16 protein-coding genes are annotated in these 13,797 nt (G+C 31.8%); 11 read left to right on the top strand and 5 right to left on the bottom strand.

Annotated elements, in window-relative coordinates; all coding sequences use genetic code 11:
- Positions 1–177 precede the first annotated feature (177 nt).
- The 8 genes from BDW31_RS01945 (at position 178) to BDW31_RS01910 (ending at position 6,856) form a co-directional block, all read left to right on the top strand.
- A complete protein-coding gene (locus BDW31_RS01945; RefSeq protein WP_037535602.1) occupies positions 178–450 on the top strand; it encodes a UPF0223 family protein in 273 nt (90 codons plus the stop codon).
- A 170-nt stretch (positions 451–620) separates the two neighbouring features.
- Positions 621–1,160: a helix-turn-helix domain-containing protein gene (locus tag BDW31_RS01940; RefSeq protein WP_011276130.1), complete on the top strand. Its 540-nt coding sequence runs from the start codon at positions 621–623 to the stop codon at positions 1,158–1,160.
- Between the two features lie 15 nt (positions 1,161–1,175).
- A complete protein-coding gene (locus tag BDW31_RS01935; protein WP_110709022.1) occupies positions 1,176–2,270 on the top strand; it encodes an ABC transporter ATP-binding protein in 1,095 nt (364 codons plus the stop codon).
- Positions 2,263–3,066, top strand: a complete 804-nt coding sequence (locus BDW31_RS01930) for an ABC transporter permease (protein WP_053026577.1) — start codon at positions 2,263–2,265, stop codon at positions 3,064–3,066. Before BDW31_RS01935 ends, BDW31_RS01930 begins: the two co-directional genes overlap by 8 nt.
- 5 nt (positions 3,067–3,071) lie before the next feature.
- Positions 3,072–3,884 carry an ABC transporter permease gene (locus tag BDW31_RS01925; protein WP_037549369.1) on the top strand — a complete coding sequence of 271 codons (813 nt, stop codon included), beginning with the start codon at positions 3,072–3,074 and terminating at the stop codon, positions 3,882–3,884.
- Positions 3,881–4,954 (top strand): ABC transporter substrate-binding protein, encoded by a 1,074-nt coding sequence (locus BDW31_RS01920; RefSeq protein ID WP_110709019.1) that lies wholly within the window; start codon positions 3,881–3,883, stop codon positions 4,952–4,954. The genes BDW31_RS01925 and BDW31_RS01920 overlap by 4 nt, the downstream gene beginning before the upstream one ends.
- A 72-nt stretch (positions 4,955–5,026) precedes the next feature.
- On the top strand, positions 5,027–6,229 hold the full coding sequence (gene auxB / locus BDW31_RS01915) for a lipoteichoic acid stability factor AuxB (RefSeq protein WP_053024635.1): 1,203 nt from the start codon (positions 5,027–5,029) through the stop codon (positions 6,227–6,229).
- 141 nt (positions 6,230–6,370) lie between these two features.
- Entirely contained in the window at positions 6,371–6,856 is a 486-nt protein-coding gene (locus tag BDW31_RS01910; protein WP_037549375.1) for a DUF4064 domain-containing protein, read from the top strand.
- 57 nt (positions 6,857–6,913) lie between these two features.
- On the opposite strand, the gene BDW31_RS01905 is transcribed toward BDW31_RS01910, so the two are convergent.
- Both BDW31_RS01905 and BDW31_RS01895 read right to left on the bottom strand, forming a co-directional pair.
- Positions 6,914–8,254, bottom strand: coding sequence for an Nramp family divalent metal transporter (locus BDW31_RS01905; protein WP_037549383.1), 1,341 nt, complete (start codon positions 8,252–8,254; stop codon positions 6,914–6,916).
- A gap of 464 nt (positions 8,255–8,718) precedes the next feature.
- Positions 8,719–9,330 (bottom strand): YktB family protein, encoded by a 612-nt coding sequence (locus tag BDW31_RS01895; protein ID WP_037549385.1) that lies wholly within the window; start codon positions 9,328–9,330, stop codon positions 8,719–8,721.
- A 179-nt stretch (positions 9,331–9,509) separates the two neighbouring features.
- Between BDW31_RS01895 and BDW31_RS01890 the strand changes: the two genes are divergently transcribed.
- On the top strand, positions 9,510–10,325 hold the full coding sequence (locus BDW31_RS01890) for an inositol monophosphatase family protein (protein WP_110709017.1): 816 nt from the start codon (positions 9,510–9,512) through the stop codon (positions 10,323–10,325).
- A 71-nt stretch (positions 10,326–10,396) separates the two neighbouring features.
- On the opposite strand, the gene BDW31_RS01885 is transcribed toward BDW31_RS01890, so the two are convergent.
- The gene (locus BDW31_RS01885; protein WP_011276120.1) at positions 10,397–10,588 is read right to left on the bottom strand and encodes a DUF5325 family protein; all 192 of its coding nucleotides are present in this window, start codon (positions 10,586–10,588) and stop codon (positions 10,397–10,399) included.
- Between the two features lie 97 nt (positions 10,589–10,685).
- Here BDW31_RS01885 and typA point away from each other — a divergent pair, with 97 nt between their 5' ends.
- Positions 10,686–12,530: a translational GTPase TypA gene (typA, locus tag BDW31_RS01880; protein WP_037549390.1), complete on the top strand. Its 1,845-nt coding sequence runs from the start codon at positions 10,686–10,688 to the stop codon at positions 12,528–12,530.
- A gap of 119 nt (positions 12,531–12,649) precedes the next feature.
- On the opposite strand, the gene BDW31_RS01875 is transcribed toward typA, so the two are convergent.
- Together BDW31_RS01875 and BDW31_RS01870 are read right to left on the bottom strand one after the other, a co-directional pair.
- Positions 12,650–12,841 (bottom strand): YlaI family protein, encoded by a 192-nt coding sequence (locus tag BDW31_RS01875; RefSeq protein ID WP_011276118.1) that lies wholly within the window; start codon positions 12,839–12,841, stop codon positions 12,650–12,652.
- A 1-nt stretch (position 12,842) separates the two neighbouring features.
- Positions 12,843–13,328, bottom strand: coding sequence for a hypothetical protein (locus BDW31_RS01870; RefSeq protein ID WP_053024641.1), 486 nt, complete (start codon positions 13,326–13,328; stop codon positions 12,843–12,845).
- A 140-nt stretch (positions 13,329–13,468) separates the two neighbouring features.
- Here BDW31_RS01870 and BDW31_RS01865 point away from each other — a divergent pair, with 140 nt between their 5' ends.
- Positions 13,469–13,747, top strand: a complete 279-nt coding sequence (locus BDW31_RS01865; protein ID WP_011276116.1) for an Fpa/YlaN family protein — start codon at positions 13,469–13,471, stop codon at positions 13,745–13,747.
- The last annotated feature ends 50 nt before the right edge of the window (positions 13,748–13,797 follow it).

Genomic DNA, 13,797 nt, shown 5'->3' with positions numbered 1-13,797 from the left:
ACTGACTAACTATATAGATCGAATAACTTTAATTAGATTTGATTGAGGTTATTTGACATCCAAGAGGGGTGCAACTCAAGTTCATGTTTGAACTTGGTTTCACCCCTTTTTTATAATTATTTAACCAAAAAAGGGTAATAGATTACTAATGGCTAACACAATGAATGGAGGAATAAAATGGAATACCAATATCCACTAGACTTAGATTGGTCTAATGAAGAAATGGTTGATGTAATTGCTTTCTTTAATAAAATTGAAAATTATTATGAAAACTCGGTTAACGGTCAAGACTTAATGAATCATTATAAACGATTCAAAGAAATTGTTCCCGGCAAAGCAGAAGAAAAGCAACTATTTAAAGAATTTGAAGAAAAAAGTAATTATAATAGTTATAAAGTTGTACAAGAAGTAAAGAACAATCCCGAATTAACATCATTCAGTGCAAAATAACTTATAACGATTTAACGTTAATTATTAAAAATCATAATATCTGCATCATTAATTTTAATTAATTTCAAAAAAGTATTGAAGTTAAAGCTATATTTTGTTACTTTTATTAAGCATTAAACAAAATGTTTAATATTACTAAACAAAGTATAGCTTTTTTAAGGTGATTAGCGATGCAAATTGGAAATAAATTACGTAATTTAAGACGTCAAAAGAATTTAACGCAAGAAGAGCTGGCAGAACGAACAGATTTATCAAAAGGGTACATATCTCAAATTGAGAGTCAACATGCTTCTCCTAGTATGGAAACATTTTTAAATATTCTAGAAGTGTTAGGTACTTCTCCTAGTGATTTTTTTAAAGAGAAATCAAAAGAAAAAGTGCTATACACTAAAAATGAACGAACTATTTACGATGAATATGATAGAGGTTATGTCCTTAATTGGTTGGTAATGAAATCTAATGAATTTGAAATGGAACCGCTCATATTATCATTAAAACCAGGTGCGTCTTATAAACACTTTGATCCATCTGAGTCAGATACATTCATTTATTGCTTAAAAGGTTGTGTAACACTTACATTAGGAAATTCACGATATCAGGCAAATGAACAAGATGTTTTATATTTTAGGGCTAATGAAATACATCAATTACATAATGAAACAACCGATGAAATTGAAATTTTAATTGTTGCGACAGCATCATATTTATAAAGGAGGAGTATAGTAATGGAGCCATTGTTATCTTTTAAAGGTGTGACAAAAGGTTTTGATGATGTAATGATATTAAACAAAATGGATTTAGAGATTGAGTCAGGACATTTTTATACATTACTAGGTCCTTCAGGTTGTGGTAAAACCACAATCTTAAAACTTATAGCTGGATTCGAACAACCAGATGATGGAGATATTATATATTTAAATAAATCAATAGGTGATTTGCCTGCAAATAAAAGAAAGGTAAACACTGTTTTCCAAGATTATGCTTTATTTCCGCATTTGAATGTTTATGACAATATTGCTTTTGGTTTAAAGTTGAAAAAGCATTCCAAAAAAGATATTGATGAAAAAGTAATAAATGCTTTAAAACTAGTGAAATTATCAGGGTATGAACAACGAAATATTAATGAAATGAGTGGCGGTCAAAAGCAACGCGTTGCTATCGCAAGAGCAATAGTTAATGAGCCGGAAATTTTATTGTTAGATGAATCTCTATCTGCTTTGGATTTAAAATTAAGAACTGAAATGCAGTATGAATTGCGTGAATTACAAAAACGTTTAGGAATTACTTTCATCTTTGTTACTCACGATCAAGAAGAAGCATTAGCACTCAGCGATTACATATTTGTTATGAAAGACGGTAAAATTCAACAATTTGGTACACCTACAGATATTTATGATGAACCGGTCAATCGCTTTGTAGCTGATTTTATAGGCGAATCCAATATTGTTGAGGGTAAAATGGTTGAGGATTTCGTAGTAAATATATATGGTCAAGATTTTGAATGTGTAGATGCTGGTATACCTTCAGGCAAAAATGTCGAAGTCGTCATTAGACCTGAAGATATTTCATTAATAGAAGCAGACAAAGGGCTATTTAAAGCTACTGTTTATTCAATGCTATTTAGAGGCGTTCATTATGAATTTTGTTGCATTGATAGAAAAGGATATGAATGGGTCATACAGACAACTAAAAAAGCAGAAGTTGGAAGCGAAGTAGGACTCTATTTTGACCCTGAGGCAATACACATCATGGTTCCAGGTGAAACAGAAGAGGAATTTGATAAACGTATTGAAAGTTATGAGGAGTTTGACAATGCGTAATATAAATAAAGTGCTAATCATTCCATATTTATTATGGATGGTGTTATTCATAATAGTGCCGGTTATTTTACTTGTATATTTCTCATTCACTGATTTAAATGGTCATTTTAGTTTTACAAACTATGAACAAATATTATCAATGAAATATTTAAAAATGATGTGGGATTCGATTTTTTATGCAGCATTAATTACTATAATCACTCTATTAATTAGCTACCCTGCTGCTTATTTTATTCGTTCGTCAAAAAATCAAAATATGTGGTTGCTCATTTTAATTATTCCGACGTGGATAAATCTATTACTTAAAACATATGCTTTTATTGGTTTACTAAGCCATGAGGGTTTAATAAATAGATTTCTAAATTTTATTCATTTACCTTCGGCTAATCTATTATTTACACCGGGGGCATTTTTATTAGTAGCAAGCTATATTTATATACCATTTATGATTCTACCTATATTTAATAGTATGAAAGCTATCCCGAATAATTTGTTACAAGCTTCTAGTGACTTAGGGGCTAGTCCATTTACTACATTTAGAAAAGTTATCGTACCTTTAACTAAAGAAGGTGTCATGACAGGCATTCAAGTAACATTTATTCCAGCATTATCGCTATTCATGATTACAAGATTAATTGCAGGTAATAAAGTCATCAATATTGGTACATCGATTGAAGAACAATTTCTAGTTATTCAGAATTACGGTATGGGTTCTACAATCGCCATATTCTTGATTGTATTTATGGCATTTATCTTAATCATTACTAAATCGAAATCCACGGACGAAAGAAGGTGAATTAAATGAAGTGGTATGGAAAATTATATATTGGCATTTTATTAGCTATATTATATATTCCGATATTTTTCCTTATGTTTTATTCATTTAATTCAGCGGGAAATATGATTCATTTTGAGCATTTTACTTTGGAACATTACCAAAGTCTATTTCAGAATGATCGTTTGATGTCTGTAATTTTTAATACGATATCAGTTGCGTTATTAGCAGCTGCAATTTCTACCATAATAGGAACATTTGGTGCCATTTCATTATATTATTTAAGAAATAAAAAATTTAAAGTAACATTATTAACGCTTAATAATGTGCTAATGGTTTCGTCTGATGTAGTTATTGGTGCCTCATTTTTAATTATGTTTACAGCAATAGGGCATTTAACTGGTTTAGGACTAGGTTTTGGAACAGTGTTAGCGTCGCATATTGCATTTTGCATTCCTATCGTAGTTATCGTAGTGTTACCACAGTTATATGAAATGAATAATAATATTCTAAATGCTGCACGTGATTTAGGTGCTACGGAATCACAAATACTTGGACATGTATTAATACCTAATTTAATGCCTTCAATTATAGGTGGATTCTTTATGGCGCTAACATACTCATTAGATGATTTTACAGTAAGTTTCTTTGTAACCGGTAATGGCTTTAGTGTATTATCTGTAGAAGTTTACGCTATGGCACGTAAAGGTATTAGTATGGAAATAAATGCAATTTCAACTATTTTATTTGCAGCTATTGTATTAGGAATTATCGGTTATTATGCAATACAACATACAGTTAAGAGACGACAATTAACTAAGCGAGGTGTAAATCAGTGAAGCGATTTTTACAGTTAATATTAGGTGCAATTGTCGTTGGATTAATATGCTTAGGTATAAGTCACTGGTTTAAATCGCAGGATAATACTAGTACTGGTGAAAAGATATACGTGTATAATTGGGGAGAGTATATAGACCCCGCTTTAATTAAACAATTTGAGAAAGAAACAGGTATTCAAGTTATATATGAAACGTTTGATTCTAATGAGGCCATGGAAGCTAAAATTAGAAATGGTGGAACCCATTATGATGTGGCTTTTCCTAGTGAATATACCGTTCAGAAATTGGAGCATGAAAATTTATTGGAACCACTAGATCATAGTAAAATTCCAAATATAAAAAATTTAGATTCTGATTACATGAACATGTCATATGATAGACATAATAAGTATTCACTACCTTATTTCTTTGGTACTGTAGGCATCTTATATAATAAAGAGGTTTACCCAAATGGAGACTTTAGTAGTTGGCAAGCATTATATCAACCTAAATATAAAAACGATATTTTATTAGTTGATGGTGCGCGAGAAATTATGGGATTAGCTTTGAACAAATTAGGATATAGTTTAAATGATACAAATCCAAGTCATTTAAAAGAAGCAGAGAAAGATTTAAATCACCTTACACCACAAGTTCGTGGCGTTGTTGGAGACGAAGTCACAATGATGCTTGAACAAAATGAGGGGAATATTGCAGTAGTATGGAGTGGTGTTGCAGCTCCTTTAGTGCAAGATAGTGACAAATATAATTATGTTATTCCAAAAGAAGGATCTAACCTATGGTTTGATAATATGGTTATTCCTAAAACCACTCAGAATAAAGAAGGGGCTTATAAATTTATGAATTTCCTTCTTGATGCTAAAAATAATAAACAAAATACAGAATGGGTCGGATATGCTACACCAAATAAAGTGGCTCGTCAGTTGTTACCTAAAGAAGTTAGAGATGATCATCGTTTCTATCCTACTCAAAAAGAGCAATCACGATTAGAAGTCTACAAAGATTTAGGTCCTAAAACTTTAGGAGAATATAACGAAAGTTTCTTAAACTTTAAAATGTCTTTAAAATAGACTATAAATAGTAGTTATTTTATAATGAATTAGATATAATTATTTGATAAGTAAAATAAGGAGTTGTAATACATGTCAGGAGAACGTTACACGCAAATCAAACGGCCTGTGAGTCGTCTGACTGAAAAACTTTTAGGTTGGTTTAGTTGGATTTTCTTACTTATATTGACGGTTATTACAATGTTTATTGCACTCGTGTCATTTAGTAATGATACATCAATTCAAAATCTTGAAAACTCAATGAATAGTAATGAACTAATTCAGCAAATTTTAACAAATAATAGTTTAAATACAACACAATTTGTAATTTGGTTACAAAATGGTGTGTGGGCAATTATCGTTTATTTCATAGTGTGTTTGCTTATTTCATTTTTAGCACTTATATCTATGAATATGAGAATACTTTCTGGATTCTTATTTTTAATTGCCTCAATTATTACATTGCCATTAGTATTATTATTCGTAACATTAATTATTCCTATTTTCTTCTTTATTATTGCAATCATGATGTTTGCAAGGAAGAGCAAGGTCGAGACAGTGCCTATGTATGGTCCATCACACGGCTACGAAAATCAATATTATCCTAGAGATGAATATGATGATCGTTATTATGGATCTAATAGAAATATTAATGATGACTATGATTACGACGATCATAATCAATATAATGATTATGATGAAGACTATGTTGAATCACCACGTAAAACCAAAAAATCTGAACGTCGTGCACGTCGTAAAAAACCTTATTACAATGATGATATCGATAGTAATTATCGAGATAACAACTACGATGAAACAACGATTCGTAATGATGAAGAGCAAGATTTAGCAACTGATACTGAGGAAGATAAATATAATCAATATCCAAAACGTGCAATTACTGGAGAGTATCAATCGGATGCTGATGATGTTGAAGCAACGGGAGTACTCTCTAGACAGGCTAAATACAACAAAAAGGCGAATAAAAAATCACAATTTGATAACACTAGTGATGAAGAGTCTTACGATTTTGCTGAAAATATAGTAGATACTGAGCCAAAAGTTGATAAAAGAGAAGAAAAAGCACAACGTAAGAGAGAAAAAGCTGAAATTAAAGCTAAGAAAAAAGAAAAGCGCAAAGCTTATAATCAACGTATGAAAGAGCGTCGTAAAAATCAACCAAGTGCTGCTAGTCAACGTCGTATGAACTATGAAGAACGTAAACAAATCTTGAATAAAGATGACATCGAATCAGAGAAAGACGTCAACAACCAAGAAGAAGATAATAAAAACTAATATACACTTAAAACGGTTAAGTCATATATGGCTTAACCGTTTTTGTGTCAATATCCACAATTTAATTCATGAAGTTAGTCGCAAACAGATTACAATTTTAGTATGATTTAATTAAATACTTTAATAATGGAGGCTAAGAAAGTGAGTAGAAAAGTAGAGTTAATTCTTGGATGGATTGCTTGTGGTTTAAGTATTTTTTATTTAATTATGTCATCACTATCTTACTTTATGGTTAGGAATAACAATAATACTGAACAATATCAACAAATGCTAAAACAATTTGGAAATCAAGATGTTAAAGTTACACCTGAAATGGTCAACTTTGCTATGGCTTTTTCTATGGGAACATTAATCTTTTCAACGTTGTTAGGCATTATTGGTATGTTAATCATTAAAGGTCGTCCTATTTTAGCAGGTTGTCTTTTAATTGTCGCAGCATTAGTAGGTATATTTAATATGAGTTTAATTGCAGGAATATTGTGGATTGTTGTAGCAATCATGCTATTTGTTAAAAAGGATCCTAATCTACCTAAACAAAAACCTAAATCAAAAAAATTAAAAATGGATGAATGGCAAACTGAAAAATCATATAATGAACGTAAGAAAGATGATCCATATATTTATTAAAATATAAAACTAAAATCTAACGACTTAGTATTTATAATGCTAAATCGTTAGATTTTTTTATAATTCTTTAAAGGTTTCTATTATTAGATAAATATTGAGGAAGCTCAATATGATGATTAAACTCCAAGCACATATATTAACCCACTTTTTATTTTTAAACGGACCCATTAATTTTTCATTACTTGTGGCTAATTGCAGTGGTATTAATGAGAAAGGTAGTGCAATACTTAAGAACACTTGTGAAAATACTAGCAATTGTTCCATTTTAGACTCATTGCCCCGGAAAATAACAAGACATATTAAAACAGGTATGACAGCCAAACTTCTTGTGATTAAGCGTCTCATCCAATTTGGTATAGAAAGTTTTAAGAACCCTTCCATAACTATTTGACCTGCGAGTGTACCAGTGATTGTTGAATTCTGACCGGATGCTAATAATGCTATTGCGAATAGTGTACTCATTATACTTCCCATTACAACACCTAATACGGGTTGTGTTCTTAAAGCTTGATATAAATCATAGAAACCACCTATGCTATTTGAATTGACTCCATAAAACAAAGCAGCCCCTAGAACAAGTAGTAAGCAATTTACAATAAATGCGATACTTAATTGAATATTAGAATCAATTGTTGCGAATTTAATCGCTTGGGCTTTTTCAGTAAAGCTATGGCGATTATACTTACGTGATTGCACGATTGATGAGTGCAAATATAAATTATGAGGCATAATTGTAGCGCCAATAATACCTAATGCAATATACAAGATACTATGATTAGCAATAATTTGATAATGTGGAACAAATCCGTTAAGTATTTCAATTAAATTTGGAGATGAAATGTAAACTTCAAATACAAAAATCATCAGTACAGTAAAGATTAAAGTACCAACGATTGCTTCAATCTTTCTAAAACCAAATTTCATTATAAAAAGTAATAAAAATACATCAAAAACTGTTATTAAAGCACCTATGATTAAAGGAATATTAAAAAGTAAATCCAAAGCAATCGCGCTTCCGATTACTTCAGCAATATCAGTGGCAATGATTGCAAGTTCAGCAATCACCCAAAATATAATTGCAGTTGGTTTGTTTAAATAGTGACGAGTCATTTGGGCTAAATCTTTATCAGTAGCGATACCTAAACGAACAGTCATACTTTGTAACAACATTGCTGATAAGCTAGATATTAAAATTACAAATATTAAAGTATAACCAAATTGTGCGCCACCTTGCATTGATGTAATCCAATTTCCTGGATCCATATAACCAACAGCTACAAGTAAACCTGGGCCTAGAAAAGCCAAAAATTTCTGACTAGTACGTTGCGAGCCATTAAATTCGATTGTGCTATTAATTTCATCTAAACTACGTTGTTCTTTGTTGTCTATTACACCCATAAAAAAACTCCTTAAACTAATATATTTTATAATAACCTAACTTTATTTTTAGGTCAACCTAATAAAATTGGGCGTAAAAAAAGAGGGGACAGAAATAATATTTTCCAAAATTTATTTCGTTGTTACCCCAACTTGCTTAGCTTGTAGAATTTCTTTGAGAAATTCTCTTTGTTAGGGCCCCGAACCCCAACTTGCTTAGCTTGTAGAATTTCTTTGAGAAATTCTCTTTGTTAGGACCCCGAACCCCAACTAGCTTAGCTTGTAGAATTTCTTTGAGAAATTCTCTTTGTTGGGGCCCGCCCACCAGGCAAGGATGACTAGAATTAAAAAAGCTTATTACAAGTGCATTTTTAAATCAGTCAACTATTGCCAATATATATTTGTAGCCTGAGTCATTGAATTATGGCCCAGGCTTTTACTAAGGTAAACATAGTTTACAACTCATATTGAATTAAATGTTTTATTTATTCATAGAATTTTAAAAATTCATCAAATGTTTCTTTTACAAAAGATAGGAAGGCTTTATCAGATTTTAATTCAACATCTTTAGGAGAGAGGGAGCGTGCAACGAAAAACTCTCCTTTCTTAACATTCTTAACACGATCAATCGCTTTATGTAACTCATCGTCACTTAAATCTTTAATGAAGGATTTTTCAGGTTTCATGTGATCTAAACTCACTTGATAGTCCTCAGGCAATTGTTTAAGCACATCAAAGTGCTTATCAAACACTTTTACACGTTCAGCTTTATCTTTTCCTTCATGCATAACACCGAACATTAAAAATAAATGGTCTTTAAATAAACCAATTTGGAAATGAGGTAGCATCTTATATCCACGTTTATTTGGAGCAAAAGCTACCCATGTATCTACAGGGGGATTTACACTTCTACGAGCATGTTTTGCAACATGTGCATAAAAAGTTTCTCCAGTTTGAGAAGTGAAATATTCACTAAAATAATCTCCTAATTGATTAAGTTGAGGTCTTACATATTCATTTAATGCTTCCATTCGAGCATCTAAGCCTTCAACTTCAAACGCTTTGAAATCTTTAGGTTTAAATGTATATTGTGTCATTAGCATTGCTCCTTTTCAGAATAATTAATTTAAAGTTATTGTAGCATAGAATGACTCAATCATTCCAAAAGCAGAATTAAGGTTTCAAGCGTTTAAACTCACAATTATAAGGTATACAATGATGTATAGATTATATTGCCAGAAATTCTGTATAATAGAAGACAACAGGAGATGATGATATGTCACTATATGAATTTGCACAAGGTTTAATACTAGAAGCGGGCAACAAAGTTAGAAAAATGATGAAAAAAGATTTAAGTATTGAAACGAAATCGAACCCAAACGACTTAGTAACAAATGTTGATAAAGCAACTGAAAACTATATATACGATGCAATTCTAAGAAGCTATCCTAATCATCGCGTCATTGGTGAGGAAGGACATGGACATCATATGGAAGACGTCAATGGTGTGGTATGGGTTGTTGATCCAATTGATGGAACTTTAAATTTTGTTCATCAACAAGAGGGATTTGCGATTTCCATTGGTATTTATCGAGATGGCAAGCCATATGCAGGTTTAGTTTATGATGTAATGAAGGATGTACTATACCATGCTAAAGTTGGCGAAGGTGCTTTTGAAAACAATCATGAATTAAAAACCATTGATAACACGCAACTTAACCAAAGTTTAATAGGAATTAATCCAAACTGGGTTACTAAGCCAAAAATGGGACCCATTTTTTCAGGAATTGTAAACCAAGCAAGAAGTTGTAGAGCTTTTGGAAGTGCGGCATTAGAAATTATAAGTGTAGCTAAAGGACAATTGGCTGCATATATCACGCCAAGATTGCAACCATGGGATTTTGCAGGTGGTTTGATTATTTTAAATGAAGTTGGTGGAATTGGAAGTAATTTAATGGGTGAACCGCTCACTATTGAAAGTGCTAATTCTATTTTAGTTGGAAATAAAGCAACGCATAATGAGATTCTAGAAAATTATTTAAATCCTCATAATGAAGTATTAACAGAGTTACATCAACGTTTTAGAAAATAAAAAATGTCTCGGTCAGTCAACTTTGAAAGGTGAATTTCTTCCAAATTTTACTACCGAGACATTTTTCTATATTAAAGCCAGTTATTTTCACGATATTTCTTTTTAAGCGTGAATCCAGCGCCAAAAGTTGCAATGAAAAGTATAAATGTTAAAATCATCATTGGAATACTACCAGCTCCAACGCTGAAACTAAAAAGCACTAAAAATATTACTGCTATAATAGATAGAACCCAAAATATACCTTTAGACTTAGGTTTTTCCATCCCATACCCCACCTTTTTGTTATCTTTTACTAATAATATGATATAATAAAAAAGTTGTAATTAAAAGTGGGAGTTTACTCGAGAAAGGAATAATAAAATGACTAATAGAAGAGAAGATGTACGTAATATTGCAATCATTGCGCACGTTGACCATGGTAAAACGACTTTAGTAGATGAATTACTAAAACAATCTGGAATTTTCAGAGAGAACGAACATGTTGACGAAAGAGCAATGGACTCTAATGACTTAGAAAGAGAACGTGGTATTACAATTCTTGCTAAAAATACTGCGATTGACTATAAAGGCACAAGAATTAACATCTTAGATACACCTGGGCATGCTGACTTTGGTGGCGAAGTTGAACGTATTATGAAAATGGTTGACGGTGTTGTACTTGTAGTAGATGCATACGAGGGAACAATGCCTCAAACACGTTTCGTACTAAAAAAAGCATTAGAACAAGATTTAAAACCCGTTGTAGTAGTAAATAAAATTGACAAACCATCAGCTAGACCTGAAGGGGTAGTAGATGAAGTTTTAGATTTATTTATCGAATTAGAAGCGAATGATGAACAATTAGACTTCCCAGTAGTATATGCATCAGCTGTCAATGGTACTGCTAGTCTTGATTCAGAGAAACAAGATGAAAACATGCAATCATTATATGAAACAATCATAGATTATGTTCCAGCGCCATTAGATAATCATGATGAACCATTACAATTCCAAGTAGCATTATTAGACTATAATGATTATGTAGGACGTATTGGTGTAGGACGCGTATTTAGAGGTAAAATGCGTGTCGGTGATAACGTGTCCCTTATTAAATTAGACGGTACAGTTAAGAATTTCCGTGTGACTAAGATTTTCGGTTATTTTGGATTGAAACGTGAAGAGATCGAAGAAGCAAAAGCTGGTGATTTAATTGCGGTTTCAGGAATGGAAGATATTAACGTAGGTGAAACAGTTACACCTACAGATCACCAAGAAGCTCTCCCTGTATTACGTATTGATGAACCAACTCTTGAAATGACATTCAAAGTAAATAATTCACCATTTGCAGGACGTGAGGGTGATTATGTCACTGCACGTCAAATCCAAGAACGTCTAGATCAACAACTTGAAACAGACGTTTCATTAAAAGTTACGCCAACTGATTCTCCTGATACATGGGTAGTTGCAGGTCGTGGTGAGTTACATTTATCTATCTTAATTGAGAATATGAGACGTGAAGGTTTTGAACTTCAAGTATCTAAGCCACAAGTTATTTTACGTGAAATTGACGGTGTTCTAAGTGAACCTTTCGAACGTGTTCAATGTGAAGTGCCTTCTGAAAATGCAGGTTCAGTAATTGAATCATTAGGTGCACGTAAAGGTGAAATGTTAGACATGTCGACTACTGATAACGGATTAACGCGTTTAATCTTTATGGTACCTGCACGTGGTATGATTGGATACACAACTGAATTTATGTCTATGACTCGTGGATATGGTATAATCAACCATACATTCGAAGAGTTCAGACCTCGTGTTAAAGCACAAATTGGAGGTAGACGTAATGGTGCGCTTATCTCAATGGACCAAGGTCAAGCAACTGCATACGCTATCATCAATTTAGAAGATCGTGGTGTTAACTTCATGGAGCCAGGTACTGAAGTCTACGAAGGTATGATTGTTGGTGAACATAATCGTGAAAATGATTTAACTGTTAATATTACTAAAGCGAAACATCAAACAAACGTACGTTCAGCAACTAAAGATCAAACACAAACTATGAACCGACCAAGAATTCTTACTCTTGAAGAAGCTTTAGAATATATTAATGATGATGAACTAGTAGAGGTTACTCCTCAAAGTATTCGTTTAAGAAAGAAAATCTTAAATAAATCATTACGTGAAAAAGAAGCTAAACGTGTTAAACAAATGATGCAAGATGAGTAATTAAAGTTTATAACGTAAAATATAGTTTGAAACATCAAATTTGAAAGCCAGTAAATGAAATTTTGTCATTTCATTTACTGGCTTTTTTGAGTAAAACCTAATTAAATTTACTAAAATAATTACAATTCTTCACTCTTAATGAAGTTAAACGGTTGGTGTTTGTTAAGACGTTGTTTTGGTCTATCTAAACGACTTTTACAATCATCGCACATAAAAGTTCTTATAGGATTATTTCGAAGTCGTTTGGCTTCAACCGTATTTTCATCAATTAAAACCTTTGTATCACAAATGATACACTGAACTTCACGCAAATTAGATCACCTCTATATGCGTAACATACTTAAATTCATGTGAGTATCCTTTTTCATCTGGATTGAAAACAAAGCTGTCTACTGCATTATCATCATACATACGCTTTCCATCTTTCGCAAATTGGAAAAATAGGTAAGGTAATAATTCTATTGGAACTTCAATTGAGGACTCATCATTAAATAATTTTATCGCAGTAGCATCGTCTTTTGGTTCTGCAATTTTAAAGAAAGGTGTCATATTGATTGCAAATGAATCTTCTAATACAGAACGCTTACGATATTTTATCTCTGAGTTTAAAGTAGGTGGAGTCGTTTGACCTTCAAGAATCGCTCTATTCCATTCGCGATTATCTTCGAATCTAATTGGTTTCGTTCCCTCAAACACACCACTTTCAATGTCTTCAATTTTTACTTTTCTATCATCGAATATCCAAGTTGTACTATCTAAAGTGATAGGGAACTTGACTAAGCCTTTGATTTGAATCATTTTTTGCCCACTCCCTAATTTCGTTCTAGTCATTATTTTATCACAATTAAATTTTTGTATTCACTGAATAAACTTGCTTTTTAAAAAGTAGTAAGATAAACTTTTGATATGAAGATATTTAATGATAGGGGGAGTATGTGATGCCGAAGCAATCGAAGATGAGTAACGTGGCTTATGAGCAATTAAATCAAGATGCTGATAGAATCTTACATTTAATTAAAGTTCAAATGGATAATTTAACTTTACCTTCATGCCCGTTATATGAAGAAGTTCTCGACACACAAATGTTTGGTTTACAAAAAGAAGTTGATTTTGCAGTTAAGCTTGGCTTAGTTGATAAAGAAGACGGCAAAAATTTAATGCTTCGTTTAGAAAAAGAATTATCTAAACTTCATGAAGCGTTTACAAATGTAAAATAACTATCGATTAAATATATAAGTAAAGTTTATTCATTTACTTTTCGTTTATA

It is taken from the genome of Staphylococcus sp. AtHG25 (assembly GCF_003217445.1).
In the GTDB taxonomy this organism is placed as follows: domain Bacteria; phylum Bacillota; class Bacilli; order Staphylococcales; family Staphylococcaceae; genus Staphylococcus; species Staphylococcus haemolyticus.
This window is presented reverse-complemented; position numbering and strand designations above follow the sequence as displayed.

Coding starts and splice junctions, on each gene's coding strand:
- typA (WP_037549390.1), top strand. CDS start 10,686: ATGACTAATAGAAGAGAAGATGTACGTAATATTGCAATCATTGCGCAC.
- BDW31_RS01935 (WP_110709022.1), top strand. CDS start 1,176: ATGGAGCCATTGTTATCTTTTAAAGGTGTGACAAAAGGTTTTGATGAT.
- auxB (WP_053024635.1), top strand. CDS start 5,027: ATGTCAGGAGAACGTTACACGCAAATCAAACGGCCTGTGAGTCGTCTG.
- BDW31_RS01870 (WP_053024641.1), bottom strand. CDS start 13,328: ATGATTCAAATCAAAGGCTTAGTCAAGTTCCCTATCACTTTAGATAGT.
- BDW31_RS01865 (WP_011276116.1), top strand. CDS start 13,469: ATGCCGAAGCAATCGAAGATGAGTAACGTGGCTTATGAGCAATTAAAT.
- BDW31_RS01885 (WP_011276120.1), bottom strand. CDS start 10,588: ATGGAAAAACCTAAGTCTAAAGGTATATTTTGGGTTCTATCTATTATA.
- BDW31_RS01925 (WP_037549369.1), top strand. CDS start 3,072: ATGAAGTGGTATGGAAAATTATATATTGGCATTTTATTAGCTATATTA.
- BDW31_RS01945 (WP_037535602.1), top strand. CDS start 178: ATGGAATACCAATATCCACTAGACTTAGATTGGTCTAATGAAGAAATG.
- BDW31_RS01930 (WP_053026577.1), top strand. CDS start 2,263: ATGCGTAATATAAATAAAGTGCTAATCATTCCATATTTATTATGGATG.
- BDW31_RS01940 (WP_011276130.1), top strand. CDS start 621: ATGCAAATTGGAAATAAATTACGTAATTTAAGACGTCAAAAGAATTTA.
- BDW31_RS01895 (WP_037549385.1), bottom strand. CDS start 9,330: ATGACACAATATACATTTAAACCTAAAGATTTCAAAGCGTTTGAAGTT.
- BDW31_RS01905 (WP_037549383.1), bottom strand. CDS start 8,254: ATGGGTGTAATAGACAACAAAGAACAACGTAGTTTAGATGAAATTAAT.
- BDW31_RS01890 (WP_110709017.1), top strand. CDS start 9,510: ATGTCACTATATGAATTTGCACAAGGTTTAATACTAGAAGCGGGCAAC.